18 protein-coding genes are annotated in these 22,733 nt (G+C 32.9%); 16 read left to right on the plus strand and 2 right to left on the minus strand.

Annotated elements, in window-relative coordinates:
* Positions 1-12: 12 nt before the first annotated feature.
* Entirely contained in the window at positions 13-741 is a 729-nt protein-coding gene (locus H0486_RS08160) for an energy-coupling factor ABC transporter ATP-binding protein (protein WP_228352522.1), read from the plus strand.
* Between the two features lie 13 nt (positions 742-754).
* Here the strand turns inward: H0486_RS08160 and larE are convergent, their stop codons facing one another.
* Positions 755-1,591, minus strand: a complete 837-nt coding sequence (larE, locus tag H0486_RS08165; RefSeq protein ID WP_228354395.1) for an ATP-dependent sacrificial sulfur transferase LarE — start codon at positions 1,589-1,591, stop codon at positions 755-757.
* Between the two features lie 103 nt (positions 1,592-1,694).
* Positions 1,695-3,137: a nickel pincer cofactor biosynthesis protein LarC gene (larC, locus tag H0486_RS08170; RefSeq protein ID WP_228352523.1), complete on the minus strand. Its 1,443-nt coding sequence runs from the start codon at positions 3,135-3,137 to the stop codon at positions 1,695-1,697.
* A gap of 275 nt (positions 3,138-3,412) precedes the next feature.
* Between larC and H0486_RS08175 the strand changes: the two genes are divergently transcribed.
* The 15 genes from H0486_RS08175 to H0486_RS08245 all read left to right on the plus strand — a co-directional run bounded on the left by H0486_RS08175 (position 3,413) and on the right by H0486_RS08245 (position 22,733).
* Positions 3,413-3,655, plus strand: a complete 243-nt coding sequence (locus H0486_RS08175; protein ID WP_228352524.1) for a hypothetical protein — start codon at positions 3,413-3,415, stop codon at positions 3,653-3,655.
* 161 nt (positions 3,656-3,816) lie between these two features.
* Positions 3,817-4,938, plus strand: a complete 1,122-nt coding sequence (locus H0486_RS08180) for a glycosyltransferase (RefSeq protein WP_228352525.1) — start codon at positions 3,817-3,819, stop codon at positions 4,936-4,938.
* Between the two features lie 138 nt (positions 4,939-5,076).
* Entirely contained in the window at positions 5,077-6,234 is a 1,158-nt protein-coding gene (locus H0486_RS08185; protein ID WP_228352526.1) for a glycosyltransferase family 4 protein, read from the plus strand.
* 2 nt (positions 6,235-6,236) lie between these two features.
* A complete protein-coding gene (locus H0486_RS08190) occupies positions 6,237-7,382 on the plus strand; it encodes a glycosyltransferase family 4 protein (RefSeq protein ID WP_228352527.1) in 1,146 nt (381 codons plus the stop codon).
* A gap of 12 nt (positions 7,383-7,394) precedes the next feature.
* On the plus strand, positions 7,395-8,171 hold the full coding sequence (locus H0486_RS08195) for an ABC transporter permease (protein ID WP_228352528.1): 777 nt from the start codon (positions 7,395-7,397) through the stop codon (positions 8,169-8,171).
* A 4-nt stretch (positions 8,172-8,175) separates the two neighbouring features.
* Positions 8,176-9,492: an ABC transporter ATP-binding protein gene (locus H0486_RS08200; protein ID WP_228352529.1), complete on the plus strand. Its 1,317-nt coding sequence runs from the start codon at positions 8,176-8,178 to the stop codon at positions 9,490-9,492.
* Positions 9,493-9,537: 45 nt separating this feature from the next.
* Entirely contained in the window at positions 9,538-10,584 is a 1,047-nt protein-coding gene (locus H0486_RS08205; protein ID WP_228352530.1) for a glycosyltransferase family 4 protein, read from the plus strand.
* The gene (locus H0486_RS08210; protein WP_228352531.1) at positions 10,584-12,203 is read left to right on the plus strand and encodes a class I SAM-dependent methyltransferase; all 1,620 of its coding nucleotides are present in this window, start codon (positions 10,584-10,586) and stop codon (positions 12,201-12,203) included. The genes H0486_RS08205 and H0486_RS08210 overlap by 1 nt, the downstream gene beginning before the upstream one ends.
* A 47-nt stretch (positions 12,204-12,250) precedes the next feature.
* The gene (locus H0486_RS08215) at positions 12,251-14,644 is read left to right on the plus strand and encodes a glycosyltransferase family 4 protein (protein ID WP_228352532.1); all 2,394 of its coding nucleotides are present in this window, start codon (positions 12,251-12,253) and stop codon (positions 14,642-14,644) included.
* 11 nt (positions 14,645-14,655) lie between these two features.
* Positions 14,656-16,845 (plus strand): hypothetical protein, encoded by a 2,190-nt coding sequence (locus H0486_RS08220; RefSeq protein ID WP_228352533.1) that lies wholly within the window; start codon positions 14,656-14,658, stop codon positions 16,843-16,845.
* A gap of 498 nt (positions 16,846-17,343) precedes the next feature.
* Positions 17,344-18,126 (plus strand): glucose-1-phosphate cytidylyltransferase, encoded by a 783-nt coding sequence (gene rfbF, locus H0486_RS08225; protein ID WP_228352534.1) that lies wholly within the window; start codon positions 17,344-17,346, stop codon positions 18,124-18,126.
* Positions 18,127-18,137: 11 nt separating this feature from the next.
* Positions 18,138-19,100 (plus strand): glycosyltransferase family 2 protein, encoded by a 963-nt coding sequence (locus tag H0486_RS08230; protein ID WP_228352535.1) that lies wholly within the window; start codon positions 18,138-18,140, stop codon positions 19,098-19,100.
* Positions 19,101-19,215: 115 nt separating this feature from the next.
* A complete protein-coding gene (locus H0486_RS08235) occupies positions 19,216-20,238 on the plus strand; it encodes an NAD-dependent epimerase/dehydratase family protein (RefSeq protein ID WP_228352536.1) in 1,023 nt (340 codons plus the stop codon).
* The gene (rfbH, locus tag H0486_RS08240; protein ID WP_228352537.1) at positions 20,231-21,592 is read left to right on the plus strand and encodes a lipopolysaccharide biosynthesis protein RfbH; all 1,362 of its coding nucleotides are present in this window, start codon (positions 20,231-20,233) and stop codon (positions 21,590-21,592) included. Before H0486_RS08235 ends, rfbH begins: the two co-directional genes overlap by 8 nt.
* A 103-nt stretch (positions 21,593-21,695) precedes the next feature.
* On the plus strand, positions 21,696-22,733 hold the full coding sequence (locus H0486_RS08245) for a beta/alpha barrel domain-containing protein (protein WP_228352538.1): 1,038 nt from the start codon (positions 21,696-21,698) through the stop codon (positions 22,731-22,733).

Here is a 22,733-nt window from a genome sequence, read left to right on the forward strand (position 1 = left end):
TTGGAGTAAAATATGCTGAAGATAGAAAAGCTTAGTGTCAGATATTCAGATGGCAATCAAGTAATTACGAATCTGAGTTTCACTGCCCGGGAGGGCGAGACTGTGGGTATTGTCGGAGCTAATGGCGCAGGGAAGTCAACCCTTCTTTCTGCTATTGTCGGCATACTGCTTCCCAGCGAGGGAAGAATTGAGGTAAACGGAATACCGGTGGACAAGAGAAGTATCAAACAGATACGGGAACAGGTAGGAGTCGTATTTCAAAACCCAGATGATCAGTTGTTTTTATCCAATGTATATGATGATATAGCCTTTGGACTGAGAAATTATGGGGTTGATGAGAAAAGAATAGAAGAAAAGGTTGATCGGGTATTGGAGCAATTGGACGTGGCACGACTTAAGAGAGGCAATTCCCACAAGCTTTCCGGTGGGGAAAAGCGTATCATAGCCATTGCAACCATCCTGGTGATGGAGCCCTCCATTATTCTATTTGATGAACCAACCTCCTTTCTGGATCCGAAGACACGAAGAAAATTAATAGAATTGCTAAAAAGTATTCCTGTCACAAAGCTCATAGCCACACATGATCTGGATATGGCACTGGAACTTTGCGACAGAGTATTAGTATTAAAGGATGGGAAGATATATGCAGAGGGATCGGCGAAGCAAATCCTTGCCGATAAGGATATCATGGAGGAAGCAGGGCTGGAGTTACCCTTTTGCCTGCAGTCTATCCCAGATTAATATAATTCATTCATTACAAGGAATGATCAATGTTAATATCCATACTACCGGAGCGAAAGCCCTCCAAATCCAGTGTGATATAGGAGAAGCCAAGCTCCTTTAATTTTGATACGATCACATCCTGAAGCTCTATGAATTTCATAAAATCACACCGGTCAACCTCTATTCGAAGAATGTCCTGATGTAACCGTAACCGGACATTATAGAAACCAAAAGTCTTAATATATTGCTCCCCGCGGTCAATCCGTTCCAGTATCTTAAAATCAAGTGTGGTTCCATAGGGCAGTCTCGTTGCCAGACAGGGAGCAGATGGTCTGTCCGAAGAGGAAATCCCCAGAGCAGTTGCTGCGGTACGTATCTGTGCTTTCGTAATAGAAAGCTCCAGAAGCGGACTGTGAATTCCCAGTTCCTTTAACGCTTTCATACCGGGACGGTAACTATCTTTATCATCATAATTCGTTCCGTCTATCAGATAGTAATATCCCTCCTGCTGTGCATATTCAATTAAAGTCCGAAAGAGCAGCTTCTTACAACGATAACAGCGATCAATGGGGTTGTGCAATATAGTAGGGTCGGAGAATTCATCTACAGGAATAGTTTTATGGATAGCACCGAAAGTGGAGGCAATTGCCCTGGCTTTCTCCAAATCTCCGTGAGGATGCAGCTTCGTCTCAAATGTCACCGCTAATATTTTATGATTAGTTTTTTTGCCAATTTCACAAGCAATTTTCAGTAACAGACTACTATCAACACCACCGGAGAAAGCAATGCAGATGCCTTCTTCCATATGCTGTTCCATATAAGTCTCCAGAGCTTGAATCGTAGCGGTTGTTTGTATATCCGTTTGCATACTTGACTGTATACTAGTTTGTATACCCTTATGTTTGTTAGAAGAATTCTCAGGTGCAATATGGGATAATGGGTTCATTTGTTCTCTTCCTTTACTGTAAGTATTAATCTTCAAGCTGTTGCTCTGCATAGGATTGAACCATGCGATACATGGATTGATAATCCATATCGGATGCAATACAAAGCGATTTTATATCTTCGAATTCCGGATATAGGTATTGATGTCCATTATAGCTACATACCTTTACAGTACATTGACCATAAGGAGTGGATACCGTATGAGACTCTCTGGAAAGAGTGGAACGCATAACCTCTGTTCTGCGGATTCCGATTGTAGTAGTATGAGTGAACAGAATATCCTCCATAGCCGCTATTTTATCTTCTGCACAGAGGACTCCCATTAGATATGCCGGTCGGTTCTTCTTCATATAAATCGGTGTATAATATACATCCTTCGCTCCACGTTCCAGTAGGAGCTCCATGGCAAAGGATAAGGCTTCCCCGCTACAATCATCGATATTCGCCTCCAGCACCCAGACAGTATCCGTGGGAACGGTTGACATAGTTGAGGTATCTTCTATCAACATGGCACGTAGAATACTAGGTACTTCATATTCACGTTTCCCGCCACCGAGCCCGATCTTCATCACTTTGAAGCTCTGGGGTAAAGTATTGCTAGTTCGAATCGCAGCAACAATTGCCGCTCCAGTAGGAGTTATCAGTTCTCCTTTCATGGATGTGATATGGAGTGGTAACTGATATGCGGAGGAGATGTTCACGACAGCAGGGACAGGGATGGGAAGGATACCGTGCTGACAGCGTATCTGCCCTGTGCCTTCATAAAGCTCGGATACAATAACCTCGGTTATATTCAGGTTATCCAGGCAGATGGCAGTAGCTACAATATCAACGATGGAATCAATGGCACCAACCTCATGAAAATGAACCTCTTCAATGGGTTTTCCATGTGCTTTCGCTTCAGCCTCGGCAACAATACGGAAAATCCTCTTGGCGATTTCCTTTGCATGGGGTGTAATGGAAGAGTGCTCGATAATTTCATTAATATCATGAAGATTACGGTGCTCATGATGACCAAGATGTAAGGTATTATGATTATGTCGTAACGTTGCATGGTCAACATGTAGATCGGCATGAGCATGATCGTGGGTATGATGATCATGATCGTGTTCATGTTCGTGGTTGTATTCGTGGTCATGATTGTGATCATGAGGATGCTCATGAATATGATCATGATTATGATGATGGCTGAGGGTGTGCTCGTGATTATTGACATGATTTTCATTGTTGTCGAGATGATGCTCGTGGGAATGAGAATGTTCATTCCCTTCCAAAATTACATCGAAATCACAGACTTCAATGCTATTTCTAGTCTTTCTGCTTATCACAACACGATATCCATCCACATTCAGACTTTTTAAACCATCCATTAAAACCTTCTGATCTGCACCAAGATCCAACAGCGCAGCGACTGTCATATCACCACTGATACCAGAATAACATTCCAGATATAATTTACTTTTTTTCATAGATTATTCTCACTTTCCGTTTTAATATTTATAGAAATATACTGATTAAACACAAATTATGTATACCGATTATTATATCATTGTAAGAGAAATTTAAGCAATACAAATAAGATTCTGATAGAGGGTTGGGACTGTATATTGTAGAGAAATAAAATAGTGTTGTATGGTACTATGATGGATTTATTATATACTAATCTGTTATATTTGGTTTACTTTCTTCTCTCTACATAGTATAATTAAAAAGCAGTTATACATATGGGAGGGACGGACATTACATGTTAAAAATATTTATTTGCCCACAATGCTATAATTTTCGTATTGTATCAAGAAAGCCGGATGCCACATGTTTTCACTGCGGTTCCTCTTTGAATAAATGTAATTTAGAATATATTGAATACATGAATATGTCAGAAGAAGAACGGATTTCCTTTAAGGAAGATTACAAAAAAAGAATGAAGCTCTACAAGGACAAGCTAGATCATATGCTTCAAGATAAACCTTTAAATGATAGAACCTGATATATGGAAGCATTGACTTCTGTTCTTTGGGTTCTTTTTTATGCTTCAAAAATACCAGCTTATTGATATAGTTATCTCACAAAGCGAATTATCAATTCGCTTTTGTTATGAAAGAGTTGTTGAGAGTAATTATATAGACGCGTATGACTTATGGAGGATATATGGATAAATTAAAGGTACTTCAGGTTAATAAATTGTACTATCCACATACCGGAGGAATTGAGAAAGTAGTGCAGCAATTAGCTGAGGGATTGAAGGACAGAACTGATATGGAGGTTCTTGTATGTCAGGAACGAGGACGATCCCTTATAGAGAACGTCAATGGAGTAACGGTTCGAAGAGCGGGAAGCCTTGGCGTACTATTTTCACTTCCGATTTCATTCCCGTTTCTATGGAAATTAAGGAAACTGTCGCGTAGTATGGATGTGTTACATTTTCATACACCATTTCCGCTTGGAGATTTAGGCTGTCTTTTGTCTGGTTTTAAAGGAAAGGTTATTGTATGGTGGCATAGTGATGTGGTTCGACAGAAGAAGTTAATGAAATTCTATCGACCTATCATGGAAAAATTTTTAAAAAGAGCAGATGTTATCATAGTTGCTACCCAGGGGCATATTGATGGTTCTGATTATCTGCCACAATATCGAGATAAATGTGTTATTATTCCATATGGGGTAGATCAGGTAATTGAAAAGAAAGCGGATGAATATATAATAAATCAGTCAAAAGAAAAAAAGAAAGATAAAATCAATCTATTATTTGTAGGAAGATTAGTATATTATAAAGGCTGCGAAGTGTTATTGGAAGCATTTCGTTCCGTAACCGGAGCTGAACTTACCATAGTAGGAACAGGAGACCTAGAGGAAACCTTAAAGAGACAGGCGAAGGCTGACGGAATTGATGATAGAGTTCATTTTCTAGGAGCTGTTGACGACGAGCAATTAGATAGAGCATTTGCTGACTGTGATGTATTAATCCTTCCCTCTGTCTTAAAAAGTGAGGCTTTCGGATTGGTTCAAATAGAAGCTATGGCATATGGAAAACCTGTGATTAATACACAGCTTCCTAGTGGTGTTCCTTATGTAAGTATTGATGGTGAGACCGGTCTTACAGTTCCACCAAGTGATGCTGAGGCTTTAGCAAAGGCAATGCAGTGGATGGTCGATCATGAAGAAGAGAGACTTCAGATGGGTAGAAAAGCCAGAGAAAGAGTAAAAGAATGTTATCGCACCGAACAAATGCTGAATCAGGTATTCCAAGTCTATAATAAGGTAATAAGATAATGTGATGAGTGAATATAGTAATACTCCAAATGTTTACAAAGAAATAATGATAGTTTATGTTGTATTTCAATTCATTGTTAGTTATAATTTACTATAGTTTTATTTATCGACATAAATCACAGGAAATGAGGAATTGCTTTGAAGATTTCTTTTGACGCTCAATTGCTGATGAAGGGTGAAAAGACCGGGATTGGCTGGTGTGCGGAAAATATATTACAAAGAATGCCCCAATATCAAAATGATTTTGAGTTGAATTGCTTTACATTGGGCTACAATAAAGAACAGTTAACCTGTGTTGATAAATACCAGAAGCTGGGGTATAAAATCAATCGATGTCATTGGTTTCATGATGTAATATATCGATTGATCTGGAGTCTAATACCCATACCATATTCCATGTTTTTTCCGAAGAAGACGGATATTACCGTATTCTTTAATTATGTAGTTCCACCGGGAGTGAGAGGACGAAGAGTAACCTTTGTCTATGATATGGCATATAAATCATGCCCTGAGACAGTTCGTAAGAGAACGAAGGACATGCTGAATATCGCATTAAAAAGATCCTGTAAGAGAGCAGATAAAATAATTACAATATCAGAATTCAGTAAAAGTGAGATTACGCGTTATTTAGGAATCCGGGAGGATAAGATTGTAGTTATGCCTTGCGGAGTTGATTTTATGAAATATCATCCGAACTATACTGATGAAGAAGTTGTTGCTATTACAAAGAAATATGGAGTTCCGGATGATTATCTTTTATATCTGGGAACACTGGAACCAAGGAAAAATATTACAAGGCTTATTCAAGCTTATGCAAGTTTGAAAGAAACAACCTCGGATCTTCCTAAGCTTGTGCTGGCTGGACGAAAGGGTTGGATGTATGACAGTATCTTTGAGATAGTGAAGGAATTACAGATAGAAGAGGATGTGATTTTTACCGGATATATCGATCCAGAGGATGCGCCTATCTTAATGAAAGGGGCCTTAGCATTTCTATTTCCTTCTATTTATGAAGGCTTTGGCATGCCACCACTTGAGGCTATGGCATGCGGAACCCCGGTACTTGTATCCAATGTTGCCTCGTTGCCGGAAGTTGTTGGAGATGCAGCAGTATTGGTAGATCCATTGTCAGTAGATAGTATTCGGGAGGGTATAGCATCCTTATTACATAATGAAAAATTACGATTTGAATTATCGCAAAAAGGAATAGAAAGAGCGCAAACCTTTACCTGGGAAAAATCTGTTGAAGTTATCAACGAAGTATTACAGGATTGGGATGTCACTAGGGGGAACTGATTTTGAAAATCGCATTTGATGCCCAACTATTATTTGAAAAGCAAAAAACCGGAATAGGATGGACAGTAGAGCATCTGTTGAAACATATGATAGTAGAAGATGATAATGAATATAGTTTGAATTATTTTTCTCTCCATCACAGGAAAGAGAAAAATCAAATTATAAGTAAATATAAGAATATGGGATATCAAGCAAATGCTTGTGGTTGGCTTCATAATGTTGTTTATCGTAGAATATGGGATAAGCTGCCGATTCCTTATTCCTTGATCTTCGGAAAGCAGAATCAGATAACACAATTCTTTAATTATGATGTCCCTCCGGGAGTTAGTGGAAAAGCAGTAACCTTTATCTACGATATGGTATATAAAGCGTTTCCCGAGACCATAAGCAAGGAAACCTATAATATGTTGGATCATAATTTATCCAGAGCCTGTGATAAGGCAGATCATATTATTACGATATCAGAATTCAGTAAAAAAGAGATAATAAAATATATGCATATACCGGAAAGTAAGATATCGGTAATGCCTTGTGGAGTAGATCATTGTGTATTCCGTTCGAATTATTCTGTCGAAGAAGTGCTTAAAGCAAAACGTAAATACGGGATACAACAGGATTACATACTTTATCTGGGAACCTTGGAACCTAGAAAGAATATAGAAACTCTTATTGAAGCGTATGCAAAATTAATAAATGAAAGCAACAACTGTCCTAAGCTGGTTATAGCAGGGAAAAAGGGCTGGTTATATGATAGAATATTTGAAAAAGTTCATAACCTGCAATTACAGGATCATATTATCTTTACCGGTTATGTAGATACAGAGGATGTACCCTTATTGCTAAAGGGAGCCATGATTTTTGTCTTTCCTTCAATATACGAGGGCTTTGGTTTACCACCATTAGAAGCAATGGCATGTGGTACACCGGTCATCACATCCAATACGGCTTCGTTACCGGAGGTAGTTGGTGATGCTGGAATTCTGGTTAATCCTTATTCTGTAGATGAGATTTGTGATGCCATGAAGAAGGCTATTAATGATGAAGAATTAAGAAACAAGATAAGAGAGATTGGGATATTGCATTCTAAAAATTTTTCATGGAAAGTATCAGCAACTAAACTAGCTAAAATTTATTCGAATTTATTATAAAAAGGTGAGTAGATGAAAACAATAAAGGAACTTTATTCATATAGACAAATGATATATAGCTTAGTTAAAAGGGACTTAAGAGGACGGTATAAGGGATCTGTATTAGGATTTCTTTGGACATTTATTAACCCTTTATTACAACTAGCTGTATATACCCTAGTTTTTTCTGTAATAATGAAAACAGGTATCGAAAGGTTCTACTTGTTTTTATTTGTAGGATTAGTGCCTTGGATGTTTTTTAGTACATGTTTAACTGGGGGAGCTAGTTGCATAATGGCTCAACAGGATATGGTTAAAAAAATATATTTTCCAAGAGAAGTGTTGCCCATATCTTACGTAATAAGCCAATTTATTAATATGTTATTAACGTTTATTATAATATTTTTAGTTGTAATTATATCGGGAATAGGTATTAATTTTATTGCTGTCTTATATTTACCTGTAATAATGCTTGTGGAATTCATTTTAGCATTAGGAGTTGCAATGCTTGTGTCTGCTTTGACTGTTTATTTTAGAGATCTAGAGTATATTCTGGGTATAATTAGTATGGCGTGGATGTATTTGACACCTATTATTTATTCTGAGGATTTTGTCCCTAAAGAGATTAAACCTATTTTTAACCTGAATCCAATGAAACCAATTATAACAGCTTATCGAGATATTCTTTACTATAAACAGATTCCACAGATAGGTACATTATTGCATGCCTTTTTATTAGGGGTAGTTGTATTGATTTTGGGGAGCTTAGTTTTCTCCAAATTAAAAAGACACTTTGCGGAGGAATTATAAGATTATGAAAATTGGTAATGCAATAGAAGTAAATAATGTAAAAAAGAAATTTAAAGTATATTATGATAAAGGTAGGAGCTTAAAAGAAAAAGTATTATTTCGAAATCGAAATAGATATGAAGTACGTTGGGTACTTAATGGTATTAGCTTTGAGGTTAAAAAGGGAGAAGCGATTGGCTTAATTGGTCAGAATGGATGTGGAAAAAGTACAACTTTAAAGCTACTTACTAGAATTATGTATCCTGATGAAGGATCAATAGAAATGAAAGGCAGAGTATCAAGCTTAATTGAACTCGGAGCTGGATTTCATCCTGATATGAGCGGAAGGGAGAACATATATACAAATGCTTCTATTTTTGGCTTAACAAAAAAAGAAATTGATGATCGAATGAAAGATATTATTGAATTTTCGGAATTAGAAGAGTATTTAGATAATCCTGTGCGAACTTATTCATCTGGAATGTACATGAGGCTTGCATTTTCTGTAGCAATAAATGTTGATGCCGATATTTTATTAATTGATGAGATCTTAGCAGTCGGTGATACGAATTTTCAAGCAAAATGTTTTAATAAACTTCGAGAAATGAAATCTAAAGGTATGACAATAGTGATTGTATCACATTCCTTAAGTCAAATTGAGCAAATATGCGATAGGACTATTTGGATACAAGAAGGTTTAATAAGATCAGAAGGTACTCCAAGAACAGTACACCCAGAGTATATGGATTTTATGGGGCAAAAGAGACAAGAAAATATTGAAAAACTTGAGAAAAAAAACATAATTAATAAAAGTAATGATGAAAAGAATGACAATAAAAAGGTAGTAGATAAAAATAGCTCTGATGCAGATGAAGTAAATAATCTTTCTAAAGATGATCAGAATATATCAGAAAATAAACGATGGGGAAACGGAAAGGCTAGAATTTCCGCAATTAGAACGATAAACTCTGAAAAAAAACATCAAATGGTCTTTGCCTCAGGAGAAGCCTTTATACTTCAAATTGACTATAATGTACATGAAACAGTAAAAGATGCTGTATTTGGTATAGCTATCTATAGAAGTGATGGAATACATTGCTATGGTGTGAATACTAAAATTGATAATCTAGATGAATTCGATCTTATTCGGAGTGGTACAGCAGAGATTAGATTCCATGATTTTAATTTACTACCAGGTGAGTATTACATAGATGTAGCAATTGAAAGTGATAATGGAACTCCTGTAGACTACTACAAGCAGGCTCATAAAGTACAAGTATATTCATCAATAAATGATGTCGGCATTGTTAGATTGAATCATGAATGGAATATTCATACATAAATAAGATAAGAATTAGAATTACTTACGATAAGATGAGGGAAGCATATGAAAATAGCAATCACTACAGTTCAAGCTCCGTTTATTACTGGAGGTGCTGAATTTTTAGCTAATAATTTAAAAGATGCATTAATAAGAAGAGGACATCAAGCAGAGATAATATCAATTCCGTTTATGGATAGTCCATGTGAGTTAATCGAAGATCATATTGTTGCTTCGAGACTATTTGACTTATCATATTCATGGGCTGGAAAAATTGATTTATGTATTGGATTGAAATTTCCTGCATACTATATTCCACATCCAAATAAAGTGATTTGGGCATTACATCAGCATAGAGCGGCATATGATTTATTTGATACAGAATATAGTAATTTAAAAAATGATACTGAAGGAAGAAGATACAGAGATATAATCACAAATGCGGATAATCTATATCTAAAAGAGGCTAAAAGGATATATACTATAGCTGCTAATGTATCTAGACGTATGGAAAAGTATAATAATCTGCAATCAATTCCCTTATATCATCCATGCCCAGATATGGATAAATTCTATTGTGACGAATGCGAGGATTATATTTTAATGCCTAGTAGGATAAATATAACTAAGCGTCAGCTGTTGGCAATTGAAGCAATGACTTTATCAAAAACGAATACAAAACTTTATATTATGGGAAAAGCAGATGCTGAATATGAAAAAAATCGTATGCTTTCTTTTATAAAAGAATGTAAGTTGCAAAATAAGATTAAATATTTTGATTATGTATCGCAAGAAGATAAATTTAAACTATATGCAAAAGCAAAAGCAATTCTATTTATTCCATTAGATGAGGATTATGGGTATATTACTCTTGAAGCTATGGCAGCTTCGAAGCCGATTATTACAGCAAAAGACAGTGGAGGTCCTTTAGAGTTTGTCGTAGATAATAGGAATGGAATGATTGTAGAATCAACTCCTACAGAGATTGCTAAGGCTTTTGATTATATAGCTTCTTCAACATCGATGTATATAGAGATGGGGAAACAATCCAAATTACATCTTCAGGAAATGAATATAACCTGGGATAAAGTGGTAAAGGAGTTGATTAAGTAATGAACAAAACTTCAAAAAAAATAGAGAAAATTATCAGTGAAATCGAGCATACTAATATATCATTAAAAGAACATACTGATGAGAAAAAAACAGTATCACAAGTTATAGATATACTCCTAAACAAGGATCAAGATAGGAATTCGCTTGATTATAACAATCAAAATATCAATAAGAATGATATTAAACATGGATTTGATATGCATGAGTTATCATTATGGAAAGATAAAAATAATCAATTATATAAAGTAGATTATTATCGAAGTATCTACTCCAATAGAAGATTCTTATCTAAACCTATTATTTTCTTTAAAAGGGTAGTTCGAAAGGTTATGCGATTTTTATTGGAACCTATTGTTAATGATCAGAATGAATTTAATGCTTCTGTAACTGCTTCAATAAATGCTCTTTATAATAATACCATTGTTACAGAATCATTTATGTCAAATAATCAAATTGAATTAGCAAAAATCTCATCATTACAAAACAATGTGGATAATATACAGACAAAAATACAAGAACTGGATTTAATCAATAATAAATTGGAAGTTTTGAACAAAATCAATGAACAACTGCAAGAATATAAATTGCTAAGCAAACAGATAGATGATCTTAGTATGATTAACAATAAACTACAAGAAATTGTAAAATTACAAAATGATGAGATAAATATATTAAAGGATAAAGTAGATGAGCAAGTTAAAATAAATTATAATTTAGAAGGAAAAATAAATGAGATTGATGTAGATAACGTTGTTAAAACGTTGGAAGATAGTATAAGTAATTCAATTGATTTAGTAGAAAGAAAAATAGATAATACTGAATTATGGTTCTTAAGAACACTAAAAGAGCAATTTAAAGAACCAAAATTTAAAGAACCTGATGGAACAAAGAAGAGTTTAATTGATGATAACAAAAAAGTTATACAAAAAGTTGAAGAAGACACTTATTCAGCTATCGATTATTTTTCATTTGAAAATCATTTCAGAGGCTCACGTAGTGCTATAAAAAAATCACAAGAGATATATATTGATTATTTTACAAATAAAGGTGAGATAATTGACTTGGGGTGCGGACGAGGAGAGTTTTTGGAATTATTGCAGGAAAAAGGTATTCAGGTAACAGGAGTTGACGCATATGCTGAATTTGTTGAATACTGTAAAGCTAAAGGACTTAATGCTATACAGGCAGATGCTATAACCTATATCAATAGTCTTGAAAATGATTCAATAGGCGGAATATTTGCATCACAATTGGTAGAACATTTAGAAACAAATCAATTAGTTCAACTGTGCCAAGATGCATATAAGAAATTAAAGTTTGGTGGTTATTTTATTTTAGAGACACCAAATCCAACTTCATTGTCAATATTCATGAATGCTTTTTATATTGATCCATCACATAATAAACCTGTACATCCTAAAACACTGGAATATTTTATGCAACAATCTGGATTTAAAGATATAGAAATAATATATACAGAGCAGAGCAAAGTGGGATATCAATTGCCATTGCTAAATGGGGAGAACATCAGTAACCTTAGCGAGTTTAATGATGGTATTAATTGTATTTCGAACATTATTTTTGGTAGTCAGGATTATGCTATTATCGCAAAAAAATAGAAAATCGAAATGATATACTAGAATAACAAATGATAGGAGTTAAGGATATGAAAATAGCGGTTGTGGGGCCTAGCCCTGTTCCATTTACTATAGGTGGTGCTGAAAATCTTATATGGGGATTGTGTAATACAATTAATCAAAAAACTCCCCATCAAGCTGAGCTTATAAAGTTACCATCAAAAGAGCTTGATTTTTGGAGTTTAATTGAGAATTACTATGCTTTTTATAACTTAGATTTGAATCACTTTGATTTAGTTATTTCAACAAAGTATCCCTCATGGATGGTGCGCCATAGAAATAGCATATGTTATATGGTTCATACCTTAAGGGGTTTATATGACACTTATCATTTTATGAAAATGCCAGATAATGTTGAAAAGGGAAATGAAAAAATCGACAAAATACTTAATTATATGGATAGTAACTCAAACCCTAATTCGTTAGATGAATTCTTTTCTATGTTATTTGATCTTAAAGATAATTCATTTGATGTACCCGCCGAGTACTTTGCGTTTCCAGCGCCATTTATACGTAAAATTATACATTATATGGACAGGTTTGGACTATCTCAACAAGGTGTAAGAAAAATATGTGCTATCTCTGAAACTGTTAAAAGAAGAAAGGAATATTATCCTCCAAACGCAGATGTAGAGGTAGTATACCCTCCTTCAACATTAACTGAATATACATCCGGAGAATATCAATACGTATTTATGATAAGCAGACTGGATGCTCCAAAACGTATTGATATGCTGATCGAGGCTATGAAATATGTTAAAAGCAATGTGAGATTACTTATTGCTGGAACTGGTCCTCAAGAAGCACAACTTAAAAAATTAGCAGCAGATGATAAAAGAATAGAATTTCTGGGATATGTTAATGATGAAGATGTAGAAAAATACTATTCAAATAGTTTAGTTATCCCTTATTTCCCTTATGATGAGGATTATGGCTTAATAACTATTGAAGCAATGCTACATAAAAAACCTGTAATAACTACAGTTGATGCGGGAGGGCCAACTGAATTTGTAATTAACAAAGAGACAGGATTTGTAACAAAATTTGATCCTAAAGCTATTGCTGAAAAAATTGATTATTTCGCAAATAATCCCTCTGAAGCCAAAAGAATGGGTATTAATGGGTATAATAAAGTTAAGAAAATGACTTGGGATAATATGGTATGTGAGTTGCTAAGTAATATTGATGACTTACCATTGAGATATGTAAATTCAGTACAGCATATAAATAAAAAAAGAAAGAAAATTACTGTTACTTCTACGTTCCCTATATATCCACCACAAGGAGGCGGCCAAGTCAGAACATATCAATTATATAAGAATTTATCAAAAAAATATGATATAGATATTATATCATTAACCAATGAGGACCAAAAGAGATTTAATAACATGATAGCCAATGGACTAAGAGAAAACAGAATACCTAAAAGTGGATCTCATCAAAGACTTGAATATGAGATGGAAAAAAAAGTGGGTTTTGTTGTAAGCGATATTGCAAATCTTGAGTTAATTAGTGAGTCTGCTTCTTATTGTAATGAATTACAGAATTCAATAAAGAACAGTGAAGTTATAATATTGTCTCATCCATATCTCTTTAATGAAGCAAAAAAATATATTAAGGATGATCAAATAATTATTTATGAAGCGCAGGATGTAGAGTATTTGATAAAAAAAGAAATGCTTCCTAAAAATGAAACCACGAAAAAATTACTTCAAAAATTATATAGTGTAGAAAAAGAATGTTGCGAAGTTAGTAGATTTATTATGACATGTTCGGAAAAAGATAAGAAAGATCTAAGTGAGTTATATAATATTTCATTAGATAAAATTATAGTAGTACCAAATGGAGTTGACTGTAAAGCTACAACATTTACTTCAATGGAGCAGCGGATTGAAAATAAGAAGGTTTTAGGATTAGCTAATGAGAAAATTGGTTTATTTATGGGAAGCTGGCATAAACCTAATTTAGAAGCAGCTGAAGAAATAATTAAAATAGCATATAAATGTCCTGATGTAAAATTTTTGCTTATGGGAAGTCAATGTGCATATTTTGAAAAGAAAAAGTTGCCATCAAATGTTGGTTTGTTAGGTGTAGTTGGCGAAGAGACAAAAAGTAGGATATTTTCAGTTGTTGATTTTGCTTTAAACCCTATGTTATCAGGCTCTGGAACTAACTTAAAAATGTTTGATTATATATCAGCCGGTATTCCGGTAATAACAACTGAATTTGGATCAAGAGGAATTGATTCTAAAGATGCTATTATATTAGCAGAAATAAATGAAATGCATATAACTATTAATAATTTAGATATTCACACATTAAGTAAAATGGTGTGTAAATCAAGACAATATGTGGAAAGTAATTTTGACTGGAGTAAAATTTCTAGTGATTTAATAATAAAATTAAGCGAAATAATTAGTTAGAGGAGTTAGAAATGATTTATTTAAAAAAATACAAAATGGATTATATATGTATATTTATTATAGTATTATTGAGCTTTGTATTCTTATATTTTTTCTTTGACCTATCTCAAATGGATATTAATGTACCATTATTTTATAATGGTGATGATTCTTTCATGGGGTTAAGTAGTACAAAAATGTTAAAAGATGGCAATAGTATACTAGTTAGCGATTATATGGGTGCTCCATTCGGTACAGAAAGGTATGATTATTATTCTTTATTAACGTATAATTTTGATAACTTAATTACTAAAATGTTAGTTAGTATAACGAATAATGCAGGTATGACATATAATATACAATATCTGTTATTATTTCCTTTTATAGCAATTATTAGCTTTTTAGTTATGAGAAATCTTAATATATGTTATTATATATCAGTTTTTGGCTCACTAACATTTTCCTTTTTACCATTCATATTTTTAAGAAATCAAGCTCATATTGTTTTAAGCCAATATCAATTTATTCCGCTATCTATTCTGTTATGTATTTGGTTATATAATGATGATGAATTATTTAATATCAAAAAATTTTTTAAATATAAGCGTAATCTTATAACATTGCTGTTTTTGCTATTAATAACAAATAATGGCATAGCGTACTATCCATTCTTTACATGCTTTTTTTTAATAATTACTGGCTTATCAAAATCGCTTAAGAACAAGAAATTTAAAGGCATTAAACAAAGTTTAAGTATGATTGCAATCATAGTTACTATATTAATTATAAATTTACTACCTAGTTTATATTATACTATGAAAAATGGTACAAATGAAGTGGTTGCACATAGATCCAAAATTGAAGCAGAAATATATGGTTTAAAAATTACCCAGTTTTTTTTACCCAATAAATCTTTAGGTATATCAAAAATAGATGATTTAATTACTTATTATGGTAATAATGCGCCTTTACCTAATGAAGGTTCTGAGCATTTAGGTGTAATAGGATGTATAGGATTAATTATTTTACTATTATCAATTTTTATTAAATCATTTAATGAAAAAAAAGATTTAGAACAGATTAAATTATTATCTGAATTAAATATATTTGCAATACTATTAGGAACTATTGGTGGTTTAGGCAGTATATTTTCTCTGGGAATTTCATCTAGCATAAGAGCTTATAATCGAATATCTATTTTTATTGCATTTATATGTATTCTTACTGTTTGTCTTATATTAAATTATATATATAAGAAACATTTAAAACCATTTATTTTTTATCCTATTGTTACTTTAATTTTTTTATTTAGCATATATGAGCAATATCCTGATATAAAACCTAATTATAAATACGCAAAAGAAACGTTTTATAGTGATAAGAATTTTATTAAGGATATTGAAACTTCTGTATCTAGTAATGCTATGATATTCCAATTACCATATCATCAATACCCAGAAAGTGGACCTGTAAATGCAATGAACGACTACCATTTATTCACAGGATATATTCATTCAAAGAATTTAAAGTGGAGTTATGGTGGGATGAAAGGTAGAATATCTGACTTATGGAATCAGAAAATATCTTCATTAGATATTCAAAGTATGGTTAAATATATCTCAATCGTAGGATTTGAAGGAATATATATAGATAAAAGAGCTTATACCATAGAAGATTATACTCAATTAGAAAATGAATTAATGAATATTTTAGATACAGAACCTATTTATAGTGAAAATGAGCAATTATGCTTTTTTAACATGAGAGATTTTAATAAAGAGTATTATTCAATGTATGAAGAAGATGAAATTAGTAAATTAAAAGAGAAAATACTTAATATGAATTATATTAAGTTAGGAAAAGGTTTTTCTGGAATAGAAGGTGATAGGCCAAATCAATGGATGTGGACATCGAATGATGCTGAATTAATAATTTTTAATTCATCACCTGAGAAGAGACAATTTAATATGAATTTCTACATCTCATCCTCGACAGATCAAAAATCTAGTTTAAATATTCGAGTTAACGATACTGAATTTAATTATTATATAGATTTAAATGGTATCAGAATTGATGAAATGATAATACTTAATCCGGGTGAAAATATAATAAGAATATCTACCAATGCTCCACAAGTATATGCACCACAAGATCCAAGAGAGCTATATCTAAGGATTACAGATTTCTATAATATGTATGATGATGATATATTAATAAAATAAATATCATTCTAATATGGATTTTCTTTTATAGTACAAGTTTAACAATTCTCTAATATATATTTATCTTCTGTGCAAGAAATAAGACTATTAGAAATTTATTACATTGATATATATGAGTTTTTACAATATAATAAGTTAAAACATAATGTATAAGTTTTTGAATGTTTGACGATCTCTTTCAGGTAAATCATATCCCGGACAGTTTGATTTTCCAATTTTAGAGAAGCTGTAATAAAAATCTAACGATAAAGAAGATGAAACTTCTTGCATTGATAACGAGCATACATGTATAATGAGCAGAATAAGGTGTAAGCTTTGCAGTATAGCAAAATATGAATTATATCATATCATCAAAATAGTAATATTTGATAAAACTAGAAGACAAATTGAGATATAAGATTAATTGTATAAAGCCATTAAATTCGTACGAATATGAAGTAAATAGTTTATATTAATTTTAAATCAAGTATAGGAAATACGAGGAGGACACAATAAAACATGAAGGTAGTCATCTTAGCAGGTGGATTTGGGACAAGAATTTCTGAGGAATCACAATTTAAACCAAAGCCTATGATTGAAATTGGAGGAAAACCGATACTGTGGCATATAATGAAAGAATATGCTCATTATGGATTTGATGATTTTATTATTTGTGCTGGATATAAGCAGTACGTAATAAAAGAATGGTTTGCCGATTATTATTTACATAATAGTGATATGACATTTGATTTTAGAAATGGTCAGAATGAAATGATAGTACATGAATCTCATATGGATGCCTGGAGAGTTACTGTTGTAGATACTGGATTAAATACGATGACAGGTGGTAGAATAAAGAGAATACAGAAGTATGTTGGTGATGAACCGTTTATGATGACATACGGAGATGGTGTTTGTGATGTAGATATATCGAAGCTTTTAGAATTTCATAAATCGCATGGGAAAATAGCCACTTTGACAGCAGTATTACAGGAACAGCAAAAAGGTGTGTTAGATATCGGCGGAGATAATGCTGTAAAATCATTCAGAGAAAAAAATATGTCAGATTGTGCTCCCATAAATGCGGGTTATATGGTGTTGCAACCAGAAATATTTAATTATATTGAAGGTGATCAGACAGTGTTTGAAAAAGAACCATTAATGTCGCTTGTGGAAAAGGGCGAATTAATGTCATATATGCATAAGGGATTTTGGCAGTGCATGGACAATGCGAGAGAAAAAGAAATGCTGGAGAAAATGCTTGAATCAGATAAGGCACCATGGAAGAAATGGGAGAACTAGGAGTGAAATATATGCCAGGAAAGAAGAAGGTTAGTATTGTTATTCCTTCTTATAATGAAGAGGATAACATTAGACCAATAACTGAGGCTGTTAAAAATGAAATTGAGAATAATTTATCTGAATATGATTATGAAATAATAATTATCGATAATAACTCTCAGGACAATACAAGAGCTATTATACGTTCTCTTTGTGCTGAAGATAAGAAAGTTAGGGCGATTCTTAATGAAAAAAATTTTGGCCCAGATAATTCGCCATATTATGGATTAATGCAAGCTTCTGGGGACTGTGCTATTCTATTTTGTGCAGATTTTCAAGATCCACTTGAAATGATTCATAAAATGGTAAGAGAATGGGAAAATGGTTACACTGTTGTTACAGCAGTGAAAACGGAAAGTCAGGAAAATAAGCTGGTTAGATTTTTTAGAACCATATATTATAGACTTATTAAAAGAATATCTAGTATAGATATTATAGAACACTTTACCGGATTCGGCTGCTATGATAAGAAATTTCTGGATATTATGAGAAGTTTAGATGATCCTGTTCCTTTTTTACGCGGAGTGGTAGCAGAATTTGCAGGTAATAGAAAAACCATAGAATATGAACAGCAAAAACGCAGAGCTGGAAAGAGTCATATAGGATTTTTTACTTTATACGATATGGCTATGAGAAGTTTTACATCATATACAAAGGTTGGTCTAAGAATGTGTACCTTCTTTGGTTTTGGAACGGCTGCTGTAAGTCTTATTATCGCGCTAGTGTATTTAATTATAAAGTTAATAATGTGGGACGAATTTGAGTTTGGTATTCCAGTTATATTAGTTGGAATGTTTTTTATAGGAGCGGTACAACTTATTTTTCTAGGATTTATTGGAGAATATATTTTAACGATGAATCAAAGAAGTATGAAAAGACCTCTTGTGATAGAGCATGAGCGTATAAATTTTGATGTTGACGATAATAACGATTAAATTATCAACATAAATATAAGGACAAGCTTTATTGCTTATTGCTACATAACATAAATGAATATGATATGAAAGATTATGGAATAATGCTGCTTTAGCGGAAAAGAGGGCCGTATAAATGGGAAATGCATTTGAAGGCTTAAGAGTACTTGTAACAGGAGCCACAGGACTTATAGGAAGCTATTTAGTTAGAAGACTCCTTAGTGAGGGGGCTATAGTAATTGCCACTGGCAGAAAAGAAGAAAAGCTTAAATATGTATTTAAGGAATTTGTTGAGAATTCAAAATTAATATTGTATGCATTCAATATATCCTATGGAATACCGGATGATCTTGGAGAATTGGATTATGTTTTTCATGCAGCTAGTCCGATATCAGGGGATGAAATAAAAGATAAACCGGTAAATACAATAGAAGCAAATATATTTGGTACTCGTAATTGTCTTGAATATATAAAAAAACAAGGAGAAACTTGCGGAAAAAAAGGGAAAGTAGTGATATTTTCTTCTGCAACTGTATATGGAACATCATTAAAAAACATTGGACATGATTTAATAGTAAATGAAGAAAATACTGATAATGCGGAAGTTTTAAGCGGTTTAAGCACACCATACTCAGAATCAAAACGAATGGTAGAGGTTATGGCATATGCTTATTATAGGCAATATGGGGTAGATGTAGTTGTGTCTCGAATAAGTTATGTATATGGATATATAAGAAATTATCCCAAAACTGCTTTTTATGAGTTTATTAATAACTATATAAATAATAAAGATATAGTTATTAATAATGGAGGAATGGCAAGAAGGGACAATATATTTGTTGAAGATGTCATTAATGGTTTGTTACTTATCGCCAAGAATGGGATTAGTGGAGAAGCTTATAATATATCTTCAAATGGAGAAAAAAATAATTATTTGGCAATAGATGAGATTGCAGAAGTGATAATTGAACAAGGTAAGCTGATTAGACATAACAATTCTAAAGTTATAAAAAAACAGCCGAACTTAATACGTTTACCAGGAATACAGATATCAAATGAAAAGATAAAAAGCCTGGGATGGGAAGTAAATACTGATATATATGATGGTATAAAAAATATAATTATGGCATTTTATAAGGAGAAAGATATCGATGAGTAAGTGGAATACAGAAAAAGAAGCAAGGGAGTATATTAAAAAACTAGTTGCAGATTATTATCATGATTTTAAAGAACCTACAGAAAGTAAGTTGGGATTTAAACCAGGAGATCGTATTAGTTATGCATCTCGAGTATACGATGAGAAGGAAATGCAAAGTCTAACTGATGCAATGTTGGACTTTTGGCTTACAACTGGAAGATTCTCTGAGGAGTTTGAAAAGAGGTTTGCTGAATGGATTGGAGTAAAGTATGTACATTTAGTTAATAGTGGTTCCTCAGCTAATTTAATTGCATTCACCATATTAACAGCACCTGAGTTAGGCGAACGTCAGATTAAGCGTGGCGATGAGGTTATCACAGTAGCATGTAGTTTCCCTACAACTGTAACACCTATGCTACAGTATGGTGCCGTTCCAGTGTTTGTTGATGTAACTGTACCTCAGTATAACATTGATGTTACAAAACTTGAGGACGCGCTTTCTGAGAAAACTAAAGCCGTGATGATTGCTCATACACTTGGTAATCCTTTTGATTTGAAGGTAGTTAAGGAATTCTGTGATAAGAACAATTTATGGCTTATTGAAGATAACTGTGATGCTCTAGGGACTCAGTATACTATTGATAACGAGACGAAATACACCGGTGCTTGGGGAGATATTGGAACTTCTTCATTTTATCCTCCGCACCATATGACGATGGGCGAGGGTGGTTGCGTTTATACCAACAATCCGAAATTGCATAAGCTCATTCTATCATATAGAGACTGGGGACGTGATTGTATATGCCCATCTGGTCATGATAATTTCTGTGGACATCGATATGATGGACAATTCGGAGAACTTCCTCAAGGCTATGATCATAAGTATGTATACAGCCACTTTGGATATAATCTTAAAGTCACTGACTTACAAGCAGCTGTTGGTGTAGAACAACTTAAAAAGTTCCCTTCTTTTATTGAGAGAAGAAGGTATAACTGGGATAAGTTATACAATGCTTTGAAGTCTATTTCTGATAAAATTATTTTACCTGAGCCAACAGATAACAGTAAGCCCTCTTGGTTTGGTTTCCTGATTTCGGTAAAACCCGAAACAGGGATCATGAGAAATGATGTAACTAAATATATTGAGGATCATAATATTCAAACACGTTTACTTTTTAGTGGAAATCTTATTAAACATCCCTGTTTTGACCCAATTCGTGGTACTGATGCTTACAGAGTGGTTGGTGATTTGGAATACACAGAGTTTATTATGAATAACACATTTTGGGTAGGAGTATATCCTGGTATGACAGATGCAATGATTGATTATATGGCAAAGATCATTATTGAAGCGATTGAAGCAGCAAACAATTAGGTATTAAAACCATCATTAGTACAAATTTATTAATAATATTACTACTATGATAAAAAAGAAAGGGAATATGATGTTTTCATGAAAAACATCATACAAGGTATGTATGAATCGAATAAAGATTTTAGATTGCACTTTGAGAGATGGTGGCTTTGCATTAGAAGATGCAGACAAAAATGGAGCAGAAACCAAAACGTTCCAGAGAGGTGATAGAGATAAAATTGCAAATTACATTGTTGAATCTAATGTTGAAATTGTTGAATTAGGTGCTATTGAAGTGTCTGATTGCGATAAAAAGGGATTTGCAATATATCAAAACATGGAAGAAATATCATCTATAATACCACATAAAAGAAGAAATAATCAATTATTTGCTGGATTTTATAGAGGACCAGATATAGATACATCTTCTATTCCTTCTTGGGACGAATCAAAACTTGATATTACAAGAATATGCTTAAGATATTCTGAGTTAAAAAAATCATTAGAGTTTTCAAAGGATTTGTCTAAAAAGGGTTATAAAGTTTTTTTACAGCCTATGGTAACAGTAAGATATTCAGATGCAGAGCTACAAATGGTCTTAAATGCGGCAAACGAGATGGATGCATATGCTGTTTATTTTGTTGATAGTTATGGTTATATGACACCAGAGGATGTGATTAAGTATTTTACTTGGTTTAATGAAACATTAAAACCTAGTATACATATAGGTTTTCATGCACACAATAATATGGAGATGGCATTATTAAATGTAATTACATTACTTAATATTGATACTGATAGGAAGATTATAATTGATTCATGTGCAACAGGGATGGGTCAAGGCACAGGTAATTTGCAATCCGAAGTGATTCTAAATTATATGAATGCAAATTATAATTGCAATTATAATGTTGATAAAATGTATCAAGCATGTGAAATAGTAGATGAATTTAATATTAATAGATTATGGGGTTATTCAATACCACGATATATTGCTGCAAATAATAAAACAGCATACAAATATGCGATAGAATTACAAGATAAATATCAAATGTCTTATTCAGAAATTGACCAGATTCTATCTAACATACCTGATGATTTAAGATTTAGATATACTGTAGAAAACACTAAAGAACTTTTGAGAAGACTGGGGAAATTATAA

Source organism: Variimorphobacter saccharofermentans (assembly GCF_014174405.1).
Taxonomy (GTDB): Bacteria; Bacillota; Clostridia; order Lachnospirales; family Lachnospiraceae; genus Mobilitalea; species Mobilitalea saccharofermentans.